We start from the raw sequence: 18,374 nt of genomic DNA on the forward strand, positions 1-18,374 counted from the left end.
CAAGAGCCTTGAAGAATCTATTTACGAACTTTTTTAAGTTCGACTACTATAACTAGCACAAGGAGTTTATTAATAATTTTTTTAAAAAAAGTTTTTACAAAATAAAATATATTTTATGAAAAAAGTAAATATTAAAAGAGTATCTTATCTTTTATATTATAAGATACTCTTTTAATATTTTATTTAAATCATAAATGTAGCTCCATCAAGAGATTGGAAAATTTGGAAGTTAGGTTTATTACCTAAGCCATAGAAACTATACACCCTTCCAGGATTTATAGTTACTCTTATTTGCCTAATTAATTGACCATTTTCATTTAATAATACATCTACTTGATATGTTTTAGGGTCTACATCTGTATATGGAGTTACTTCTTTATACTCAACATCCTCTAAAACCATTTCTTTATCTAATAGTATATCTACTGGTCTTCCATTTGGAACTAAATGTATAAATCTTGCCCTAGATTTATTACCTGTTGGTGTTTCCATTTCTTCTTTTATTTGTAGTATTTCTATTGTCTTATCAGACTCACCTGTAATTGCTATAGTAATTAGTTCACCTGGACTAACCTCTATAGTTCCTGTAACAATTGGATTTTCCTTTTGATCTCTTGGAAAAACTTCTACTGTATATTTTCCTTCTGGTACATATACATATGGTGTAAAATCGGTAAATTTAATATTATAAAAAAATGGATTTCCATTTAAATATATATCTACGGTATCTCCACCTACTACTGCATGTAATCCTCTGACTAAAGAGTAATTTTCGTTGAAATTTCTCACTTTGTATCCCCCTTAAGTTTAAAATATCATACTACTATCATAATATTAACCATTTGCCTTTTTGACTCTATTTAAATTCTCTATATATCTGTATCCCTTATTTCTATTTCTGTACCTTCTGGAGCCTTTATTTTAAATAATTTTTCACCTTCAACTTCATATACAATTTGTCCATTTTTTAATTTAAAGTCTGTATACCCCAAATTCTTAATTCTATCGTATTCTTTTTGTACATCATCAACTAAAAAACCTAAATGTACAGGTCCTGCATTTGATGAACTCCATTTATGTAAAGTGTCATTAGATTTAGCAGTTTGTAACTCTATCATAAATTCGCCAAATTTTATCCAAGTATTATAATCTCTAGTATGGAAATCTTTACTCTCTCTAATCACTTTAAATCCTAGTACATTTGTATAAAAGTCTAATGATTCCTTATATTTATCAGTTTGTATACACACATGGTGTAACATTTTTATACACATTTTAGTTCTCCTTATAGCTTTTTTATCATTTATTTTATACACATAGTAACAATCATTTTGTTATTATGTGTATAATTTTATGTCTAATATTAATAAATCATATCTTATTTTTATTATATAGTTTAACCCGTTTTAATAATTAAATATAATTATTGAAAATACTAAAACCTAAAAATATACATTTTTCATATGTAAAAAACTTTATATAGTAATTTCAATATAATCAGCAAAATAACTAGAACAATAGTTTAATTTACTTAAGTCAGATCCTCTATCTACTTATACAAAAAAGTTGCTCATTTCGAGCAACTTTTTTATTATCTATCTTCATTTGTAACATTAAATACGTAAGGTATATTTCTATAATAGTCTCCGTAGTTTAATCCGTATCCGACAACGAATTTATCCTCTATTTCAAATCCACAGTAATCAGGTACTAATTCTACCTTTCTTCTGCTTGGCTTATCAAGTAATACACAAGATTTTACACTGTTAGGATTTTTAGCTTTTAAATGATTCATAACGTGGTGCATAGTAAGTGCTGTGTCTGTTATGTCATCAACTATTAATACATCGTATCCTTCTAAGTCACAGTTAACATCCGATACTACTTTTACATTTCCTGTACTTACTTCTCCATGTCCGTAACTTGAAGTAGTCATAAATTCAATTTTAACTGGTACAGTTATATTTCTTACTAAGTCTGCACAGAATATGAAGCTTCCCTTTAATAAAGATACTACTAAAAGTTTTTTTCCTTCATAGTCTTTAGATATTTGAGCTCCTAATTCTTTAAGTCTTGATGCTATTTGCTCTTCAGAACATAAAACTTCCCACTTTTTAGTTTCTATATTCATAGTTTAACCCTCCACTAATATGATGATATTATTCATTTTATAGGAGATTAAATAGTTTTGCAAGATAATTACTTAACCTTGTTCATATCATCCATTACATTTATTATAACCTCATCTGTGACTGTCATTCCTTTATCACTTACTCTACCTAAATTTTGTATACTTTCTTCTACACTTGAACCTACTATTCCATTTTTAGATGGTACGAAACAATTTTGATTTGCAATTATAGCACTTTGTACTGCTGCTGATGCTGCTGATGCTAATTTTACTGCACAACCAGATTTAGCTCCATCACATATCATACCACTTAAACTAGCTACTATATGTTCCATAGCTCCTTCAACTTTCTTTATGTCTCCACTCATTAGCCACGCTATAGCTGCTGTAGCTCCTGTTGATGCAGCAACACCACATCCACATACGGCAGATAATCTACCAGTATAGTTTTTAACATACGCTGTTACTAAGTGAGATATTGCTAATGCTTTAGCTAATTTTTCATCAGTTTGTGGGAATTTTTTATTATAAGCAACTATTGGAAGTATAGCTGTTATACCATGGTTTCCACTACCATTTGAACTCATAACTGGCATTTTTACCCCTGCCATTCTAGCATCTGCCGCAGCTGCTGTTATCATCATAGAGTTATTTAATAAATCATCTCCAAGTAATCCATCTTCCATAGACTTCTTTATTCCGTATCCTACACCTATACCTACTTTATGATTTAATCCATAATTAGATATTTCTTCATTCATAGCTATTCCTTCTAATAAGAATTCTATATCTTTAAAATCTAATTCATCTACATTTTCAACTAATTCTTTTATAGTTATTGTATCTAATATATTTTCTTCATTTTCAACTGTAATTGCTACTTCTACTGGTTGTTCTTCATCTAATAGTACCTCTCCATTAGCTTCTAAATAAACAAAATTATCATGCTTTGTTCTTATTACAACTTTTGAAGTTCTTGTAGCACCTTGTAAAGAAACTTCTATATATACCTTTTCCTTAGTATCAGCAGGTGATATATCTATCGGAGTATTATCCATATACTCCTCTGCAAGCTTAACTTCTTCTGGTGTTAAAGTTTCTAATACCCTTAATCCATTTTCAGAGTGTCCACCTATAAATCCTAAAGCTACTGATATCTTAAGACCTAATCTTTCTGTTCCTGGTATTCCTACGCACATTCCATTTTTATATACATTTGGACTAACTAATACAGAGTGTTTTACTATTTCTTCCCCTAATAATTCTTTAGCTTTCGCACAAGCTAGTGCTACAGCAACTGGCTCAGTACATCCTAATGCTGGTTTTACCTCCGCATTTAATATATTAACTAATTGTTCTTTTACATTTCTCATAATTTTATCCCTCCAAAATATTTTTGATATATTTATATCAAGCAATAATCATGCCAACTTTTTATTTTTAATATAATTTTTATGACATTTAGTTATAAAATAATAGTTTACTGCATCTAAATTCAGAAACTTAATATGTGTAATATAGTTATTTAAAGATTTATCTAAATTTGTCATAAAAAAATATTTTTATTTATTAATTTTATTTTATACAAAAAATAAATTTTATGCATTATTAAAATTATATATTTGTATCAAAATGATAAAAAAAAATCTCAAAATGATATTTTGTCTCATTTTGAGATTATGTTATATTTATCTAATTTTCGATATAAAGTAGCTCTTGATATTCCTAAAGCCTTAGCTACTAAATCTTTATCCTTTTTATAGTCCTTATATTTATTTAAGGCTTTTATTATCTCTCTTCTTTCTAGTTCATCCAAAGTTTCTATATCTTCAATCTCCATCGATACTTGATTTTTTGGCTTTTGCTTTATTTGGCTTGGTAATATATCAACGGTAATTCTATTAGAGGATGACATGTTTACACTATATTCTATTATATTTTGTAGTTCTCTAATATTGCCTGGCCATTTATATTTTATTAAAGTTTCTAATACACTTTCATCAACATATTCTACATCTTTATCAAGCTTTTTAGCATACTCTTTAACCATAAAATCTATCAATAAAGGTATATCTTCTTTCCGTTCTCTTAAACTTGGTAAATTTATAGGTATAACATTTAATCTATAGTATAAATCTTCTCTAAATAATCCATTGCTGACCATATTTTCTAGATTTTTATTTGTAGCCGCTATTACCCTTACATCTATTGATTTATTTAAATTAGATCCTATTTTATTAAGTTCCTTTTCTTGTAGAACTCTAAGTAATTTAGCTTGCAAGTGAAGGCTCATATCTCCTATTTCATCTAAGAAAATAGTACCTTTATCAGCTAGTTCAAACTTTCCTAAATTTCCCCCCTTTTTAGCACCAGTAAATGCTCCTTCTTCATATCCAAATAGTTCACTTTCTAGTAAATTATCTGGTATAGCAGCGCAATTTACTGCTATAAAAGGATTCTCACTCCTTTGACTGTGGTTATGTATAGCTCTCGCAAATAATTCTTTACCTGTCCCACTTTCTCCTATTATTAATACAGTAGATGTTGATTTTGATGCCATCAATGCTTCACTTTTTGTATTTTTTATAATTTGACTTTCTCCTATTATATTATCAAGCATTATCTTATATTCTTTATTAATTTTATTATAATTTTTTATAGCATCCTTTTTATCTATAAAATCTATAACATATCCCTTAAGTTCATTATTTAATACTATCTTATTTATATTATATATTCCTCTTAAAGTATACTTTCCTTTTTTATAATAAAAACTATAGGATTTCTCTTTTTCAAATTTATTAATCGGTGTTGCTCCCATAAAATCTAATATGTTAAAAATATTTTCACTACATACTGGATTACTTAATTTAAATATTTCTTTAAACTTCGAATTATATCTATCTATGTTTCCTTTCACGTCAATAGATACTATAGCCTTATCCATACTGTCTAATAATGTTTCTAGCTTTTTCTTTTCTAGCTCTAATTCATAAGCTTTAATCTGAGCTTTTAATTTATTAGATATTAAGTCTGCCATTTTCCCTAAAAAGTTGATAAGGTTTTCATGATCTTTATTTATTCTATCTGCTTGCTCACTATCAAAAGCTATAAGACCTATTACTCCATATGATTTTCCTTCACATACTATTGGGCAACACATTTCCGAAAACTCTCTACAATCTGACCTTGAGTAACATTCTTTACATATTTCATTGCAACTTGGGTCAGTTATTAATATATTTGATTGTTCAATTATTGATTTTTTAAAGGCTGAGTATCCATTAACCTTTTTTCCGATTTTTTCTACATATATACCAGTTCCAGCAACTCTTACTAAATTCTCATCAACTATAGTTACATCTATTTCTAAAACAGCCTCTATAGCTTCTGCTATTTTTTGTATTTCATCTTTTATATATTTTAGAGTTATCATAGTTATTTATCCTTAATTTTTTTTAGGTTAAGTATTTCTTTAATTTCTTTTAATAATACATATATTTTATTTAATGTAAATTGAATAGACATAAGTACTATAAAAAGCATAACTACTATTACTAAATTATAATTTATTGTCATAAGTATATTTTCTCCTATTTTATTATTTTAAATATAAAAGACCAGGTAAAACCTAGTCTTTATATACTATATTACTATCTATTTCTCTTACCTATATAAATATATCTTTCGTTCTCTATTTCCTTCATTATTCCTTTAATGTTGACCTTTGAAAATAAATCAATGATCTCATTAGGGTAGTGATAATTTATATTTTCACCACAAAGTTTATGCTTTAGATTCTTTAATTTAACTTTTATGTTCTTTAAATTTAAATCTTCTAGTATAACTTCTCCGTTTACTTTTAATACTCTATTTATTTCACTTATCACTCTCTCACTGTCAGTTGTATGATTAAAATGATCTAATATAATTACTTTATCAAAATATTTATCTTCAAATGGTAAAAACTCTAAGCTACCTTTTACAACATTGCAATTAACATTTTTTATTAAAGAATAACATATATCCTCATAACAAGTATTTTCTAGTATTGTAACAGAAACTCCGAGCATTCTTAATCTGTTACCTAAGTTACCTATATCTCCAACAAGTAATATATTATTACCTATAGTATACTTTATCTTATCTAAAAAACAAGTTATATCATCAGAAGTATCTGTTAAATCCGCATTAGGCTCATAATTGTGATATAGTATGCTTTTCACAGTTCTCCCCCTCTTTATTTTATCATTTCATAAAATAAATTATAATAAATTGGAGGTAACTATTCAATAGGTAAATTCTAAGGTAAAGAAATTTTAATCATTATTATTTTCTGACATTTTTTTAATCGTTGAAATAGAAACTTCATACGCAACCTTCTTAATTGGTTCTCCATCTTCACGTTTCTTTTCATACTCTCTACTTTGTACTCTTCCCCATATTTGTATTCTATCACCAACTTTTAAGCTCTTAGCAAATTTTGCATTTCTCCCCCATACTATTGATGGTATATAATCAGATTTGTTATATGGTCTATTTATAGCTACTAATAAATCAGTTATTTCCCTTCCCAGTGGAGTTTTTCTATATATTGGTTCTTTACATACATATCCATCTAAAAATATGCTATTCGGATCTTTATTATCTTCTTCTTCTTGCTTTATATCTCTTACGAATATAGTTAATACTAGTCTATTTTTATTATCTATATTTTTATTGTAAGATCTTAATTGTCCTGTAACTTTAACCAATTTATTTTCATTTAAATCTACTTCTTCTAATAATCTCTCTGATATAGTTATAGGTAAAACATCATATGATTCACTAAGTCTATTTATTTTTATTTTTGTAGTATAAAATTTTTCTCCAAATATTTCATGACTAAATTGTAAATTATTTTCTATCGTCCCTTTTAAATTAACTATGTTAGTATCTTCTTTTACAGCTATCATTTTTATCCCCCCAAAATTGTTAATTAATATCTTTTTATCAGAATTTTTAAATCTATATAATAAATATATTTATATATAATATTTTTTATTACAACTTACTTTTTTATTTTTTGAACACCATTACTATCTACAGTATAATTATCTTGATATATTAATTCTGATACTGGTACCATTTCATAATTCTCTTCTTCTAATTTAGTCAATATATCATCTAAATAATATTTCACACCATTTACATTTGCATGAAATAATACTATAGATCCTGGCTGTGAACTTCTAACAACTCTATCTATTATATGGTGTGATCCTATTTCCTTCCAATCTAATGAGTCTATATCCCACTTCACAACTTGATAACCCAATGACTTACATATTTCCATAGTTTTATCATCTACCTCACCAAATGGTGGTCTATATAAACTTACTTCTTCTCCAACTAACTTTGATATTTTATCTGTAGTTAACTGAATTTCTTCTACTATATCCTTATCTGATAAAACTGTAGTATTTGAATGGGTATTGGAATGATTTCCTAATTCATGACCTTTACTATGTATCTTTTTTACTAATTCTTCATTGTCATCTACCCAACTTCCTACTAAAAAGAAAGTTGATTTTACATTATGTTTATCTAATATTTCTAAAATATCATCTATATTATTTGAACCCCAAGCAACGTCAAAACTCAGGCTTATTTTTTTATCATCTGTATCTACCTTGTATATAGGCATATTTGTATCTCCCTGCTTATAACAAACGTATCTTATTCCATAAACCATTCCAAATAGCAATACCATGGTTAACATTAAAAAAAATACACTTGAAAATAAAGATTTAGTTCTACCCAGTTTAAATTTCATATTACACCCCCCTTTAAAAAATCATATACTAAAATTTATTTTTTTAATTTCAAAAAATTACTATAAAAATAAATTATTTATTTGGGCAACTTAAAAGTAATCTTAAATAAAGGTGGTGTATTTTATGTCAAATATTAGAAGTGAATTTGGTAATCTTAAAGGTCATCAAGTAGAAACTGCAAGGAAAACTCTAAAATTTGAGAATAGGCACTATTATAGAGAAGCCCATGGAATACAAGATGGGATACGTAAGGATAAAAAATTAAAAATGGATAAAAAATATTAATAGTTTTTTAAACTTATGTATATTTTCTAAAATTTAAGGGAACATTATAAACAACAACACAAGATGTTGTTAACTATCATCTAAGGAGGAAATTTACTATGTCAAACAATAATAGAACTGTAGTTCCAGAAGCTAAGGCTGCTTTAAACCAAATGAAGTTAGAAATAGCTAACGAAATAGGATTAGCAAACTACGATACTGTTGACAAAGGAAACTTAACAGCTAGACAAAATGGATATGTTGGCGGTTATATGACTAAAAAATTAGTTGAATTAGCTGAACAACAAATGGCTGGTAAGTAGTATAGTAGATTTTGACATCTAAGTAAAAAAGGCTACCAATTGGTAGCCTTTTTGTTTCTAAAATAAATAAAATTTCATGTATCTTAATTACTATCGAATAAATTTTTATATAAATTTTTAATCAAAATAAAAAATTAAACTTAATTATTTAGAATAATTATTACATAAAATATACTTATAATAATATATAAATTCTACTTTTATTTTTATATATTTTAGTTTAATATATTATATAGAAATAGTTTACGGAGGATGATATTATGTTTGAAAACTCATCTGAAGAATTAGCTTCTCATAAGCTTTTAATTTTATATATTTTAGATAAAATTAATATGGATTTAACTAATTCTCAAATAACGCAAGTTGTTCTAGAAACTGAAATGATGAATTATTTTTCTCTTCAACAGTTTTTATCTCAGCTTATGGAATCTAAATTTTTAACTACATATAAAGAATCTGATAGAGAATACTACTCTCTTACTCAAAAAGGACTTGAAATTTTAGAATACTTTTTATCTAGAATTCCAGAAGATCTTACTAAGAAAATAGATGAGTATGTTGCTCTTAACAAACAAAGTTTACTATCTGATACAGAAGTAAAATCCAGTTTTATTCAACAAAATAATAATGAGTTTATTGTTAACTTAAGAGTTATAGAAAATCAATCTAACTTAATAGATTTAAACTTAAATGTTTCTTCAGAGAAACAAGCTCAACAAATCTGTAATAATTGGAAAAATAATGCATCTTATATGTATGCAGAAATTATAGACTTATTAATAAAGGAAAATCACTAAGCCTACATACAAAGTATTGTTGTAGGCTCTTTTCCTACTTCTATATTTTTTATCAATGTATTGTCTGATGTGTTATATACCTTTATTAAATTATTTTTAGTATCTGATATAAATAATAATTTATAATCATTTGATATCTGAATTCCTTGAGGATCTCCATCTATATTTATATAATCTAATACTTTTCCAGTGTCATAATCTAATATCATCACTTTTTTATAACCCATATCTGCTACATATATTTTTTTAGCTTCATAATTAAAACAAATTTGAACAGGCAATAAAAACTCATCTATTATCTTTATTATTTTTAAACTTTCTTCATCTATTACTACAACTTTTCCATCTAGCGTTGACGTATATATTTCCTTTTTATTTCTATCTAATTTTACATGCCATGATTTAAAATCTGTATCAATTTTTTTGCATATACTTTTACTTATTGTATCTATACAAATTATAGAATTTATACAAGCTACATATAACCTATTATTAATAGAATCTATATCAAATCCATGTGGCATATTATCTACACCAATTACACCTATAGGGTTCGATGTTTTTACATCTAATATATATATACTATTTGAATCTTCATTTGATATAAATAATTCGTCATTACATAACGCTATATTAGTCAATTTCCCTCCAATAGATATATTATCTATAATTTTTCCTATAGATAAATCAAGTACATATAACTCACCGTCTAATGAGCTTGGTATATATGCTAATTGCTGTCTATTATCTATACAAAAGTTATGTGGATATATATTTTCATCTAGCTTTATATCTCTTTCAAATTCCAAAGTTGAGTAATCTAGTATACTAATGCTTCTTGATAGATAGTTAGAAACATATACCTTCAAGTAATCACCCTCCCTCCTACAATATATACTATAGAAATATATTAGATATAGTGCTTGTATTATGCATTTCTTTTGTGTATCATTATGTTAACTATATTATTATAATTAGGAGTTTGTTTTATGAAAATTACATTTAAACCTAGTGGTGTTTGCTGTAGAGAAATGTCTTTCGAGGTTGATGATAATAATATCATAACTGATATCGATTTTATAGGAGGGTGTCCTGGTAATCTTTTAGGACTTAAAAGTTTAGTAATTGGTCAAAATGCACATGATGTTGCTAATAAACTAGCTAATATACCATGTGGTGGAAAGGTTACATCTTGCCCAGATCAATTATCTAAAGCTATAAACGAAAACATAAAGTAAATACTAATATTAAAAATATAAATTGAATATTTATACAATTTTTCAAATTTATATTTTAAATACTAAAATAAAAAAGGTGGTTGATACCACCCTATTTATTTTAGTAACTCAACATTATCATATCATTTAATAATGTTCTAACTGTTCCTATCATATATAAAGATCCTGCACTTATGATTATATCGTCTTCTTTTGCATTTTTTAAAGTATAGTTTACTGCCTCTTCTATATTTTCTTTAGATATAACATTATCTACATACTTGGATATTTTTTCCTTTAAAATCTCACAGTTCATTGCTCTATCATTATCTGGCGTAGTTGTTATTACCTTATCAAAATAAGGCATAAGTATTTCTAAAACAGCATCTATGTCTTTATCTTCTAACATCCCTATTAAAAGAGTTGCTTTTTTACCTTTAAAGTTTTTTTCTATTGCTTTAGCTAAAGATCTTGCTCCGTCTTCATTGTGCGCTCCATCTATTATAAATGTAGGTCTATTAAGTATTTTTTCTATTCTACCTGGCCATCTTGTATTTATAAGTCCACGTCTTATATCATCTTTATTTATATTTAAGTGTTTTAATTGATTTAAAATCTCAATTGCACTTAAAGCTAGTACAGAATTGTTTACTTGATGATCTCCTATTAATTTTATTTCTAAATCTTTGTATCTTTGTCCTATTATAGTACAGTCAAATACTTGAGAATTTATGTTAGATTTCTTTATATTTATATCATCAAATTTTACTTCTATGTATTTTGCATTCTTTTCTTTACATATGTCTTTTATTACATTTTTAGCTTCATCACTTTGATCATAAACTACAACTACTCCATTTTCCTTTATTATTCCAGCCTTTTCATAGGCAATTTTAGCAACTGTGTCTCCTAGTATTCCTACATGGTCTAAGCTTATAGATGTTATAACACTTAAATCAGATTTTTTTATTATATTTGTAGCATCATATCTACCACCTAGTCCAACTTCAAGAGCTACAAAATCAACACCTTGTTCATAATAATAGTAAAATGCCATTGTAGTTACTATTTCAAATTCAGTTGGATAACTATACCCTTCTGATACCATTTGTTCTATTTTTTCTTTTATCAAAGTAACTATTCTAGCCACATCTTTTTCTGGGATATTTTCACCATTTATTCTTATTCTTTCTGTAAAAGTTTCTAAATATGGAGATGTATATAATCCTACTTTATATCCAGCTTCTTTTAGTATGCTAGTTATAAATGAACATGTTGATCCTTTACCATTAGTTCCTGCAACATGAATTATATTTAATTTATCTTGTGGATTTCCTAAAAGTTCTAATAGTTTAGACATATTATCTAAACCTAGCCTAATTCCAAATTTATGAGTTTCTTCTATATATTTTAATGATTCTTTATAATCCATTTTTCCTCCCTTAAGTGTTTTACTCAGATAATGTATTATATAATTTATAAGTTTTCTATACATTTTATTATAGTATATTTTTATAAGTTTTGCATTTGGTGTATAAAAATGTATAATGTATATAGAATATATTTTATTGGGAGGATTTAATGGAAAGTACTTTAAAATTTGACAAAACTAATTTAAAACTTAGAATAGTATTTTTCTTAGTTGGACTTCTTATTATGGCTCTTGGTATCTCTATTATAGCTATTTCTAACTTTGGAAATGGACCTTGGGATGCTGTAAATATTGGATTAAGTGAGAAAACAGGCTTATCAATTGGACTATGTATGAATATTGTTGCATTTATACAAATAATTATAGGTGGAATAATTAGAAAAGAATTTCCTAATATAGCCACTATGATAACTTCTATATTTTTAGGATTATTTGTAGATTTCTGGATGTTATTTTTAGGCAATATTGTTATAACTGAAACTTTAATGAAGTTTTCAGTATTTATTTTAGCTTTACCTATAATAAGCATAGGTATATCTATATATTTAGTATCTAAGCTACCTAATACTCCACTTGATTACTTTATGTTAGCAATAAAGTCTAAGCTTAACTTATCTTTAATGATGTCTAAGATTACATCTGAATCAATCGGACTTGTACTTGGATTTATTTTAGGTGGTACTATTGGAATTGGTACAATTATAATCATTTTAGCAATAGGGCCTATGATTCAATATTTACAAAAACCATGTAATTATGTATTTTGTAAATTATCTCAAAAAACAGAAGTAACTGCTGCATAAATTACGTGTATTTTGGTTTATTTTTATATAAAAATAGCAATTACATTAGAAAATTTTCATCTAATGTAATTGCTATTTTCAGTTAATAATATATTTATTGAGTTTAATAATAAAATACTTATTTACTATTAAAATCTATATTATAATTTATATTCCAAAATGAATTATATATTTATTTTCTTCTTTCGCTTGATTAGCTAAATAAATCAAATCTGTATATTCTAATTTATCTTGTAATAATAAGATTTTTATTAATATATCCATTGATTCAGGTGGTATAAGTGTAATACCACAATATGCAAGACCTTTACCTGGATTTTGAAGAGTATGCCAATAACAATCTAATTTTTGTAAATCTATTAAAATCGGTTCAATAAAGTTATCATCAACTACAATACAATCATATTTATTGGGTTCATATTCATCAAATCGTTCTTTATTCATAGGTTGATTTTGCATAATTCCAAATTCATGATTTGCCATATAATTGCCTCCTAAAATTTTATTTAAATCATACTTTATATATTAATTAGTTATTTATATATTTTTCAAAAACATATCCAAAATCTTTGTTGTTGTATTCATTTCTTATATTCTGCATCCAATTAAAGTTAAAATTCGTTAACTCCTTTACTATTTCTGATGCATTTCCTTGTAGTGAACTTCTTGATATTGCTTCATTTGCCATCTTAAGACTATTCATACCATCTTCAATAGATGTACTATTTTTTCCTTGTATTCTTCCTATCTCAACTAATGCTTTATATAAATCTTTCAATTGTTCTAATTGTTTTTTATCAACATCTATACTAAATGAATTATTTCCAAAACTAAATTTTATTTCTATATCTAAATCTATAGTACCTGCAGTTTCTAATGTTACTGAATGTACTTTTTCATAGTAAAAGTCATGTCTCTTTACTACCCTTTTTTTACTTACTGCACTATCCCCATCTACATGTAATAAGCCTCTATTTGTGAATACATACTCATCTGATTTTGATTTTATTACGAAATAGATTTTCTCCCCATCTTCATTCATTATGTAATCATCACCATCAACTTTGTCAAAATCCTTAGGCGATATTATTTTTCCTATATCTGATAATCCTAATGTATCTGCTGCCATTTTTCCAAATAAATTTCCTGCCATTTTACTCCTCCTATTTTTAATAACTTAATACCTCTAACTTATTATATCATAATGAATTTAATCATTTTTATTGTGATTTATGTCAACTGGAATTTGTATTTCTGTAACAAATTCATTTATATCTTCAGTTTCATGAATATCAATTTTGTATATTTCTATAGGGTCAGATATAATTTTATATCCCTTTTCTTCTATATATTTAAACATCTTATTAATATGATGTTTATTATTTTTATACTCCCCTTTATATGTTAATGTCAAGTAATACCCTTCATTGAATATAATATTATAAATTTCTTCTTCATCTTCTAAAAAACAGAACACCGACTTAAATTCATTATATATACCTTGTTTTATTTTATCTAAGCAGAAGCTAGATCCTATGTTATTGTTTCCTAATATGGCGAACCTATTTTCATAATCTTTCTGTAGTTTTTGTATTAGAAAATCAAACTCTTCATCTTTCGTTATATTAGCATTTAATTCTAATGCCTTTCTTTTATTTATATACACTAGCTCTATCTCGTATAATTTTAGATTTTTTAACTCATAACTTATAGTATCTAGTCTCTTCATAATATTTTCTTTATAACTTAAGAGCTCTTCTATTTTTTCATCTATTAAACTTATTTCTGTATTTAATATCTCCTTAGTACTCTCAATATTTCTATCATCTAAATATTCCTTTATCTTCTTCATTGGAAAGTTTAAACTTCTAAGTTCTTTTATTAGGTTTAGTCTCCATATATCAGATAACTTATACATTCTATATCCATTTTTATCTCTAAATGGCTTTAGTATTCCTATATCTTCATAATACATAAGTGAATCTCTACCAATACCATATATTTTTGATATTTCACCGATTTTATAATAATCTTTCATAGTTAATTATTCTTCTCTCCCTTTATTTATGCATAAAGCTATGAGTATAAACTCATAGCTTTATATTATTCATATATAATTTCATCATCTATTTCTTCTATATTATCTTTATTGTCCTCATCATCTTTATAAATTATACTTATAATTTTTCCACTTATTGTAACTGCTATTATTGAGAAAAATACTTGTTTTATATCTAAGTAAACTAATGACATTAAAAGAACTATTGCATCTGTTGCTAAATAAACATGGTTAACTTTTAGTTTAAGAAGTTTATTACCTAAAAGAGCTATTACATCATCGCCACCAGAGGCTCCTCCTCCTCTAACTACAAGTCCAACACCAACTCCTACACCTATACCAGCTAATATACTTGCTATTAACATGTTATTTGTAAAACTCGGGACTAAAAAGCCTATTTTTTCCCATATCTTATAGGTAGATGAGAACGTAATCGTAGATAAAATAGAGTATAATAAAAATTTCTTTCCAAAGAATTTTGATCCTATTGTAAACAATGAAAAATCTATTACTACACTAGTTATTGATGGTGATATATTAAAAACATGCTGTAATAATAATAATAAGCCTAAAACTCCACCTTCTGTAACATTATTTTGATAATTAAAGTTATAACTCCCAAATGATAAAATTGTTGCTCCTATTATTATTAGCAATATGCTTTTCAATGTTCCATTTTTTATATACCGCAAAGTATCACTCCTAATATTTATTATTTATACATAATATTATATACCTTAGTATAATACCAATGTATATAATAAATTTTTATTTATATTTATTAATACTATTAAAAAAATCCCTAGCTAAGATATATTTATTATACTTTAGCTAGAGATTTATATGTTTTTACCCTAAATTATTTTATTTTAGCTTCTATGTTTGCTATTCTTTCAAGAACTGAATTCATCATTTCTTCAAATTTAGCTTTTTTAGCTTTTTCTTCATTAACTAAGCTTTCTGGAGCCTTAGCTAAGAATCCTTGGTTTGAAAGTTTTCCGTTAACTCTCTTTATTTCACCTTCTAATTTAGCTTTTTCTTTATTTAATCTGTCTAATTCTTTAGAGAAGTCAACTAATTCATCAAGTGGTATAAATATCTTAACTCCTTCTATAACAACACTTACTGCATCTTCAGGTATGTTGTTTTCATTATCAACTATTTCAACAACTGATGCAGATGCTAATGTTACAAAGTAATCCTTACCTGCTTCCATAGCTTCTTTCTTTTCAGCTGTAGGAACTATTATAACCTTAGCTTTCTTTGATGGTGGTACATTCATCTCAGCTCTTACGTTTCTTATGTTTCTTATACCATCCATTGTTAAGTTCATCATTTCTTCTTCTTTAGCCATGTTATCAGCTTCGTTATAGTGAGGGAACTGTGCTATAACTATACTTCCTTCTACTGTTGGAAGGTGAGTGTATATTTCCTCTGTTATAAATGGCATATATGGGTGAAGAAGTTTTAATATCTTCTCTAATACATATGTTAATGTGTATAAAGCAGTTTGCTTAGCAAGCGTATCATCAGAATATAATCTTGGCTTAACTATTTCTATATACCAGTCACAGTATTCAGACCATGCAAAGTCGTATATCTTTTGAGCAGCTATTCCAAGGTCAAACTTATCCATGTTGTCTGTAACTTCTTTAACAACATTGTTTGCTCTTGATATTATCCACTTATCAGCTAAAGTCATATTAGCTTCAACTGATTCTCTAGTTACACCATTCATTATCTCTTCATCTATATTCATGAATACAAATCTTGATGCATTCCATAATTTATTTGCAAAGTTTCTAGCAGCTTCAACTCTTTCCATGTAGAATCTCATATCATTTCCTGGTGAGTTTCCTGTAGCTAACATGAATCTTAATGCATCTGCTCCATATTGGTCTATTACTTCTAATGGATCTATACCATTTCCTAAAGATTTACTCATCTTTCTACCTTCAGAGTCTCTAACAAGTCCATGTATTAATACATGCTTGAATGGAGTTTCTCCCATACAGAACATTCCTGCAAATGCCATTCTTACTACCCAGAAGAATATTATATCGTATCCAGTAACAAGTACACTTGTTGGATAGTAGTAATTTAATTCTTCTGTATTATGTGGCCATCCTAATGTTGAGAAAGGCCATAATGCAGAAGAGAACCATGTATCAAGTACATCTTCATCTTGTTTGAAGTGAGTATGTCCACACTTACATTCTTTTGGCATTTCTTTAGCTACTACTACTTCACCACATTCTTGACAGTAATAAGCTGGTATTTGGTGACCCCACCATAATTGTCTCGATATACACCAATCTCTTATATTTTCTAACCATTGAGTATAAGTTTTATCAAATTTATCAGGAACGAATTGTAAATCCTTATTTCTAAGTATTTCTAAAGCTGGTTTAGCTAATTCATCCATCTTAACGAACCATTGATCTGATAATCTTGGCTCAACAACAGTTCTACATCTGTAGCAAGAACCTACATTGTGGTTATGGTCTTTTATCGCTATTAAGTATCCTGCTTCATCTAAGTCAGCTATAAGTTGCTTTCTGCACTCATATCTGTCCATACCTTCGTACTTACCAGCTAACTTATTCATTGTTCCATCTTCGTTCATTACATTTATCTTTTCAAGATTATGTCTTTGACCTACTTCAAAGTCATTAGGGTCGTGAGCTGGAGTCATTTTAACTGCTCCTGTACCAAACTCTAAATCTACATAATCATCAGCAACTATTATAAGTTCTCTACCTATTAAAGGAAGTATAGCATGCTTACCTACCAAATGCTTATATCTTTCATCTTCTGGATTTACAGCTATACCAGTATCTCCTAACATTGTTTCTGGTCTAGTTGTAGCTATTTCTAAGAATTCATCACTACCTGCTATTGGATACTTTAAGTGATAGAACTTTCCATCATGTTCTTCATGTTCAACTTCAGCATCTGATAAAGTTGTTTTACAATCTGGACACCAGTTTATTATTCTATTTCCTCTGTATATCTGACCTTTTTCATAAAGTTTCACAAAGAACTCAGTAACTGCTTCGTTACATCCTTCATCCATTGTAAATCTTTCTCTATCCCAGTCACAAGAATCTCCTAACTGTTTCATTTGGTCTACTATTTTTCTACCAAATTCATTTCTCCAGTCCATAGCTCTCTTTAAGAATTCTTCTCTTCCTAATTCGTACTTTGTTTTTCCTTCTTGTTCTTTTATTCTTTCAACAACCTTAACTTCTGTTGCTATAGAAGCATGGTCAGTTCCTGGTTGCCATAATGTTTCATATCCATCCATTCTCTTCCATCTTACAAGTATATCTTGTAAAGTATGGTCAAGAGCATGTCCCATATGTAATTGTCCTGTTATATTTGGCGGTGGAAGCATTATTGTAAATGGCTTCTTATTTGGGTTTGGCTTAGATTTAAATAATCCATCTTCAACCCACTTTGAATATAATCTTGATTCAAAGTCTTTTGGATTATACGTTTTTGGTAAATTAGTATTTTCCATTTCATTTCC

21 protein-coding genes are annotated in these 18,374 nt (G+C 27.1%); 5 read left to right on the forward strand and 16 right to left on the reverse strand.

What is annotated here, in order from left to right; all coding sequences use genetic code 11:
* Nucleotides 1-183: 183 nt before the first annotated feature.
* From Q5F54_RS00005 to Q5F54_RS00045, 9 genes are all read right to left on the reverse strand, one after another.
* Entirely contained in the window at nt 184-789 is a 606-nt protein-coding gene (locus tag Q5F54_RS00005) for a DUF4397 domain-containing protein (RefSeq protein WP_281538763.1), read from the reverse strand.
* Between the two features lie 80 nt (nt 790-869).
* On the reverse strand, nt 870-1,274 hold the full coding sequence (locus Q5F54_RS00010; RefSeq protein ID WP_277231369.1) for a VOC family protein: 405 nt from the start codon (nt 1,272-1,274) through the stop codon (nt 870-872).
* 317 nt (nt 1,275-1,591) lie between these two features.
* Nucleotides 1,592-2,131 (reverse strand): hypoxanthine phosphoribosyltransferase, encoded by a 540-nt coding sequence (hpt, locus tag Q5F54_RS00015; protein WP_281538764.1) that lies wholly within the window; start codon nt 2,129-2,131, stop codon nt 1,592-1,594.
* Between the two features lie 68 nt (nt 2,132-2,199).
* A complete protein-coding gene (locus tag Q5F54_RS00020; RefSeq protein ID WP_281538765.1) occupies nt 2,200-3,504 on the reverse strand; it encodes a serine dehydratase subunit alpha family protein in 1,305 nt (434 codons plus the stop codon).
* A 293-nt stretch (nt 3,505-3,797) separates the two neighbouring features.
* Complete coding sequence (locus Q5F54_RS00025; RefSeq protein WP_281538766.1) at nt 3,798-5,567, reverse strand: sigma 54-interacting transcriptional regulator; 1,770 nt, start codon at nt 5,565-5,567, stop codon at nt 3,798-3,800.
* Nucleotides 5,568-5,569: 2 nt separating this feature from the next.
* Nucleotides 5,570-5,710, reverse strand: a complete 141-nt coding sequence (locus Q5F54_RS00030) for a hypothetical protein (RefSeq protein WP_195906787.1) — start codon at nt 5,708-5,710, stop codon at nt 5,570-5,572.
* A 74-nt stretch (nt 5,711-5,784) separates the two neighbouring features.
* Nucleotides 5,785-6,357 (reverse strand): methyltransferase domain-containing protein, encoded by a 573-nt coding sequence (locus Q5F54_RS00035; protein ID WP_071119160.1) that lies wholly within the window; start codon nt 6,355-6,357, stop codon nt 5,785-5,787.
* A 93-nt stretch (nt 6,358-6,450) separates the two neighbouring features.
* Nucleotides 6,451-7,086 carry a single-stranded DNA-binding protein gene (locus tag Q5F54_RS00040; protein WP_302333856.1) on the reverse strand — a complete coding sequence of 212 codons (636 nt, stop codon included), beginning with the start codon at nt 7,084-7,086 and terminating at the stop codon, nt 6,451-6,453.
* A 95-nt stretch (nt 7,087-7,181) separates the two neighbouring features.
* A complete protein-coding gene (locus Q5F54_RS00045; protein ID WP_071119158.1) occupies nt 7,182-7,946 on the reverse strand; it encodes a polysaccharide deacetylase family protein in 765 nt (254 codons plus the stop codon).
* A 124-nt stretch (nt 7,947-8,070) separates the two neighbouring features.
* On the opposite strand from Q5F54_RS00045, the gene Q5F54_RS00050 reads away from it, so the two are divergent.
* The 3 genes from Q5F54_RS00050 (at nt 8,071) to Q5F54_RS00060 (ending at nt 9,331) form a co-directional block, all read left to right on the forward strand.
* Nucleotides 8,071-8,232, forward strand: coding sequence for a hypothetical protein (locus Q5F54_RS00050; RefSeq protein ID WP_154665231.1), 162 nt, complete (start codon nt 8,071-8,073; stop codon nt 8,230-8,232).
* A gap of 98 nt (nt 8,233-8,330) precedes the next feature.
* Nucleotides 8,331-8,534 (forward strand): alpha/beta-type small acid-soluble spore protein, encoded by a 204-nt coding sequence (locus Q5F54_RS00055; RefSeq protein ID WP_071119157.1) that lies wholly within the window; start codon nt 8,331-8,333, stop codon nt 8,532-8,534.
* 260 nt (nt 8,535-8,794) lie between these two features.
* Nucleotides 8,795-9,331 carry a DUF4364 family protein gene (locus Q5F54_RS00060; protein ID WP_281538856.1) on the forward strand — a complete coding sequence of 179 codons (537 nt, stop codon included), beginning with the start codon at nt 8,795-8,797 and terminating at the stop codon, nt 9,329-9,331.
* 2 nt (nt 9,332-9,333) lie between these two features.
* Here the strand turns inward: Q5F54_RS00060 and Q5F54_RS00065 are convergent, their stop codons facing one another.
* The gene (locus Q5F54_RS00065) at nt 9,334-10,200 is read right to left on the reverse strand and encodes a YncE family protein (protein WP_281538857.1); all 867 of its coding nucleotides are present in this window, start codon (nt 10,198-10,200) and stop codon (nt 9,334-9,336) included.
* Nucleotides 10,201-10,320: 120 nt separating this feature from the next.
* On the opposite strand from Q5F54_RS00065, the gene Q5F54_RS00070 reads away from it, so the two are divergent.
* Nucleotides 10,321-10,569, forward strand: a complete 249-nt coding sequence (locus Q5F54_RS00070; RefSeq protein ID WP_071119154.1) for a TIGR03905 family TSCPD domain-containing protein — start codon at nt 10,321-10,323, stop codon at nt 10,567-10,569.
* 100 nt (nt 10,570-10,669) lie between these two features.
* Here Q5F54_RS00070 and Q5F54_RS00075 read toward each other — a convergent pair whose 3' ends face one another.
* Entirely contained in the window at nt 10,670-11,980 is a 1,311-nt protein-coding gene (locus tag Q5F54_RS00075) for a folylpolyglutamate synthase/dihydrofolate synthase family protein (protein WP_281538858.1), read from the reverse strand.
* Between the two features lie 149 nt (nt 11,981-12,129).
* On the opposite strand from Q5F54_RS00075, the gene Q5F54_RS00080 reads away from it, so the two are divergent.
* A complete protein-coding gene (locus tag Q5F54_RS00080; protein ID WP_071119152.1) occupies nt 12,130-12,783 on the forward strand; it encodes a YitT family protein in 654 nt (217 codons plus the stop codon).
* Between the two features lie 147 nt (nt 12,784-12,930).
* Here the strand turns inward: Q5F54_RS00080 and Q5F54_RS00085 are convergent, their stop codons facing one another.
* From Q5F54_RS00085 to Q5F54_RS00105, 5 genes are all read right to left on the reverse strand, one after another.
* Entirely contained in the window at nt 12,931-13,266 is a 336-nt protein-coding gene (locus tag Q5F54_RS00085; RefSeq protein ID WP_281538859.1) for a hypothetical protein, read from the reverse strand.
* 46 nt (nt 13,267-13,312) lie between these two features.
* A complete protein-coding gene (locus tag Q5F54_RS00090) occupies nt 13,313-13,936 on the reverse strand; it encodes a PH domain-containing protein (RefSeq protein ID WP_281538860.1) in 624 nt (207 codons plus the stop codon).
* A gap of 57 nt (nt 13,937-13,993) precedes the next feature.
* Nucleotides 13,994-14,821 carry a MerR family transcriptional regulator gene (locus Q5F54_RS00095; protein ID WP_281538861.1) on the reverse strand — a complete coding sequence of 276 codons (828 nt, stop codon included), beginning with the start codon at nt 14,819-14,821 and terminating at the stop codon, nt 13,994-13,996.
* Between the two features lie 65 nt (nt 14,822-14,886).
* Nucleotides 14,887-15,534 (reverse strand): YitT family protein, encoded by a 648-nt coding sequence (locus tag Q5F54_RS00100; protein WP_277232216.1) that lies wholly within the window; start codon nt 15,532-15,534, stop codon nt 14,887-14,889.
* A gap of 167 nt (nt 15,535-15,701) precedes the next feature.
* Complete coding sequence (locus Q5F54_RS00105; protein ID WP_281538862.1) at nt 15,702-18,365, reverse strand: valine--tRNA ligase; 2,664 nt, start codon at nt 18,363-18,365, stop codon at nt 15,702-15,704.
* Nucleotides 18,366-18,374 lie beyond the last annotated feature (9 nt).

This window comes from uncultured Romboutsia sp., assembly GCF_958366745.1.
Taxonomy (GTDB): Bacteria; Bacillota; Clostridia; order Peptostreptococcales; family Peptostreptococcaceae; genus Romboutsia; species Romboutsia timonensis.

Bases quoted from the DNA above. Each gene is read 5' to 3' on its own strand.
- Q5F54_RS00010 (WP_277231369.1), bottom strand. From the start codon at position 1,274: ATGTGTATAAAAATGTTACACCATGTGTGTATACAAACTGATAAATAT.
- hpt (WP_281538764.1), bottom strand. From the start codon at position 2,131: ATGAATATAGAAACTAAAAAGTGGGAAGTTTTATGTTCTGAAGAGCAA.
- Q5F54_RS00020 (WP_281538765.1), bottom strand. From the start codon at position 3,504: ATGAGAAATGTAAAAGAACAATTAGTTAATATATTAAATGCGGAGGTA.
- Q5F54_RS00025 (WP_281538766.1), bottom strand. From the start codon at position 5,567: ATGATAACTCTAAAATATATAAAAGATGAAATACAAAAAATAGCAGAA.
- Q5F54_RS00030 (WP_195906787.1), bottom strand. From the start codon at position 5,710: ATGACAATAAATTATAATTTAGTAATAGTAGTTATGCTTTTTATAGTA.
- Q5F54_RS00040 (WP_302333856.1), bottom strand. From the start codon at position 7,086: ATGATAGCTGTAAAAGAAGATACTAACATAGTTAATTTAAAAGGGACG.
- Q5F54_RS00045 (WP_071119158.1), bottom strand. From the start codon at position 7,946: ATGAAATTTAAACTGGGTAGAACTAAATCTTTATTTTCAAGTGTATTT.
- Q5F54_RS00050 (WP_154665231.1), top strand. From the start codon at position 8,071: ATGTCAAATATTAGAAGTGAATTTGGTAATCTTAAAGGTCATCAAGTA.
- Q5F54_RS00055 (WP_071119157.1), top strand. From the start codon at position 8,331: ATGTCAAACAATAATAGAACTGTAGTTCCAGAAGCTAAGGCTGCTTTA.
- Q5F54_RS00060 (WP_281538856.1), top strand. From the start codon at position 8,795: ATGTTTGAAAACTCATCTGAAGAATTAGCTTCTCATAAGCTTTTAATT.
- Q5F54_RS00070 (WP_071119154.1), top strand. From the start codon at position 10,321: ATGAAAATTACATTTAAACCTAGTGGTGTTTGCTGTAGAGAAATGTCT.
- Q5F54_RS00075 (WP_281538858.1), bottom strand. From the start codon at position 11,980: ATGGATTATAAAGAATCATTAAAATATATAGAAGAAACTCATAAATTT.
- Q5F54_RS00080 (WP_071119152.1), top strand. From the start codon at position 12,130: ATGGAAAGTACTTTAAAATTTGACAAAACTAATTTAAAACTTAGAATA.
- Q5F54_RS00085 (WP_281538859.1), bottom strand. From the start codon at position 13,266: ATGGCAAATCATGAATTTGGAATTATGCAAAATCAACCTATGAATAAA.
- Q5F54_RS00090 (WP_281538860.1), bottom strand. From the start codon at position 13,936: ATGGCAGGAAATTTATTTGGAAAAATGGCAGCAGATACATTAGGATTA.
- Q5F54_RS00095 (WP_281538861.1), bottom strand. From the start codon at position 14,821: ATGAAAGATTATTATAAAATCGGTGAAATATCAAAAATATATGGTATT.
- Q5F54_RS00105 (WP_281538862.1), bottom strand. From the start codon at position 18,365: ATGGAAAATACTAATTTACCAAAAACGTATAATCCAAAAGACTTTGAA.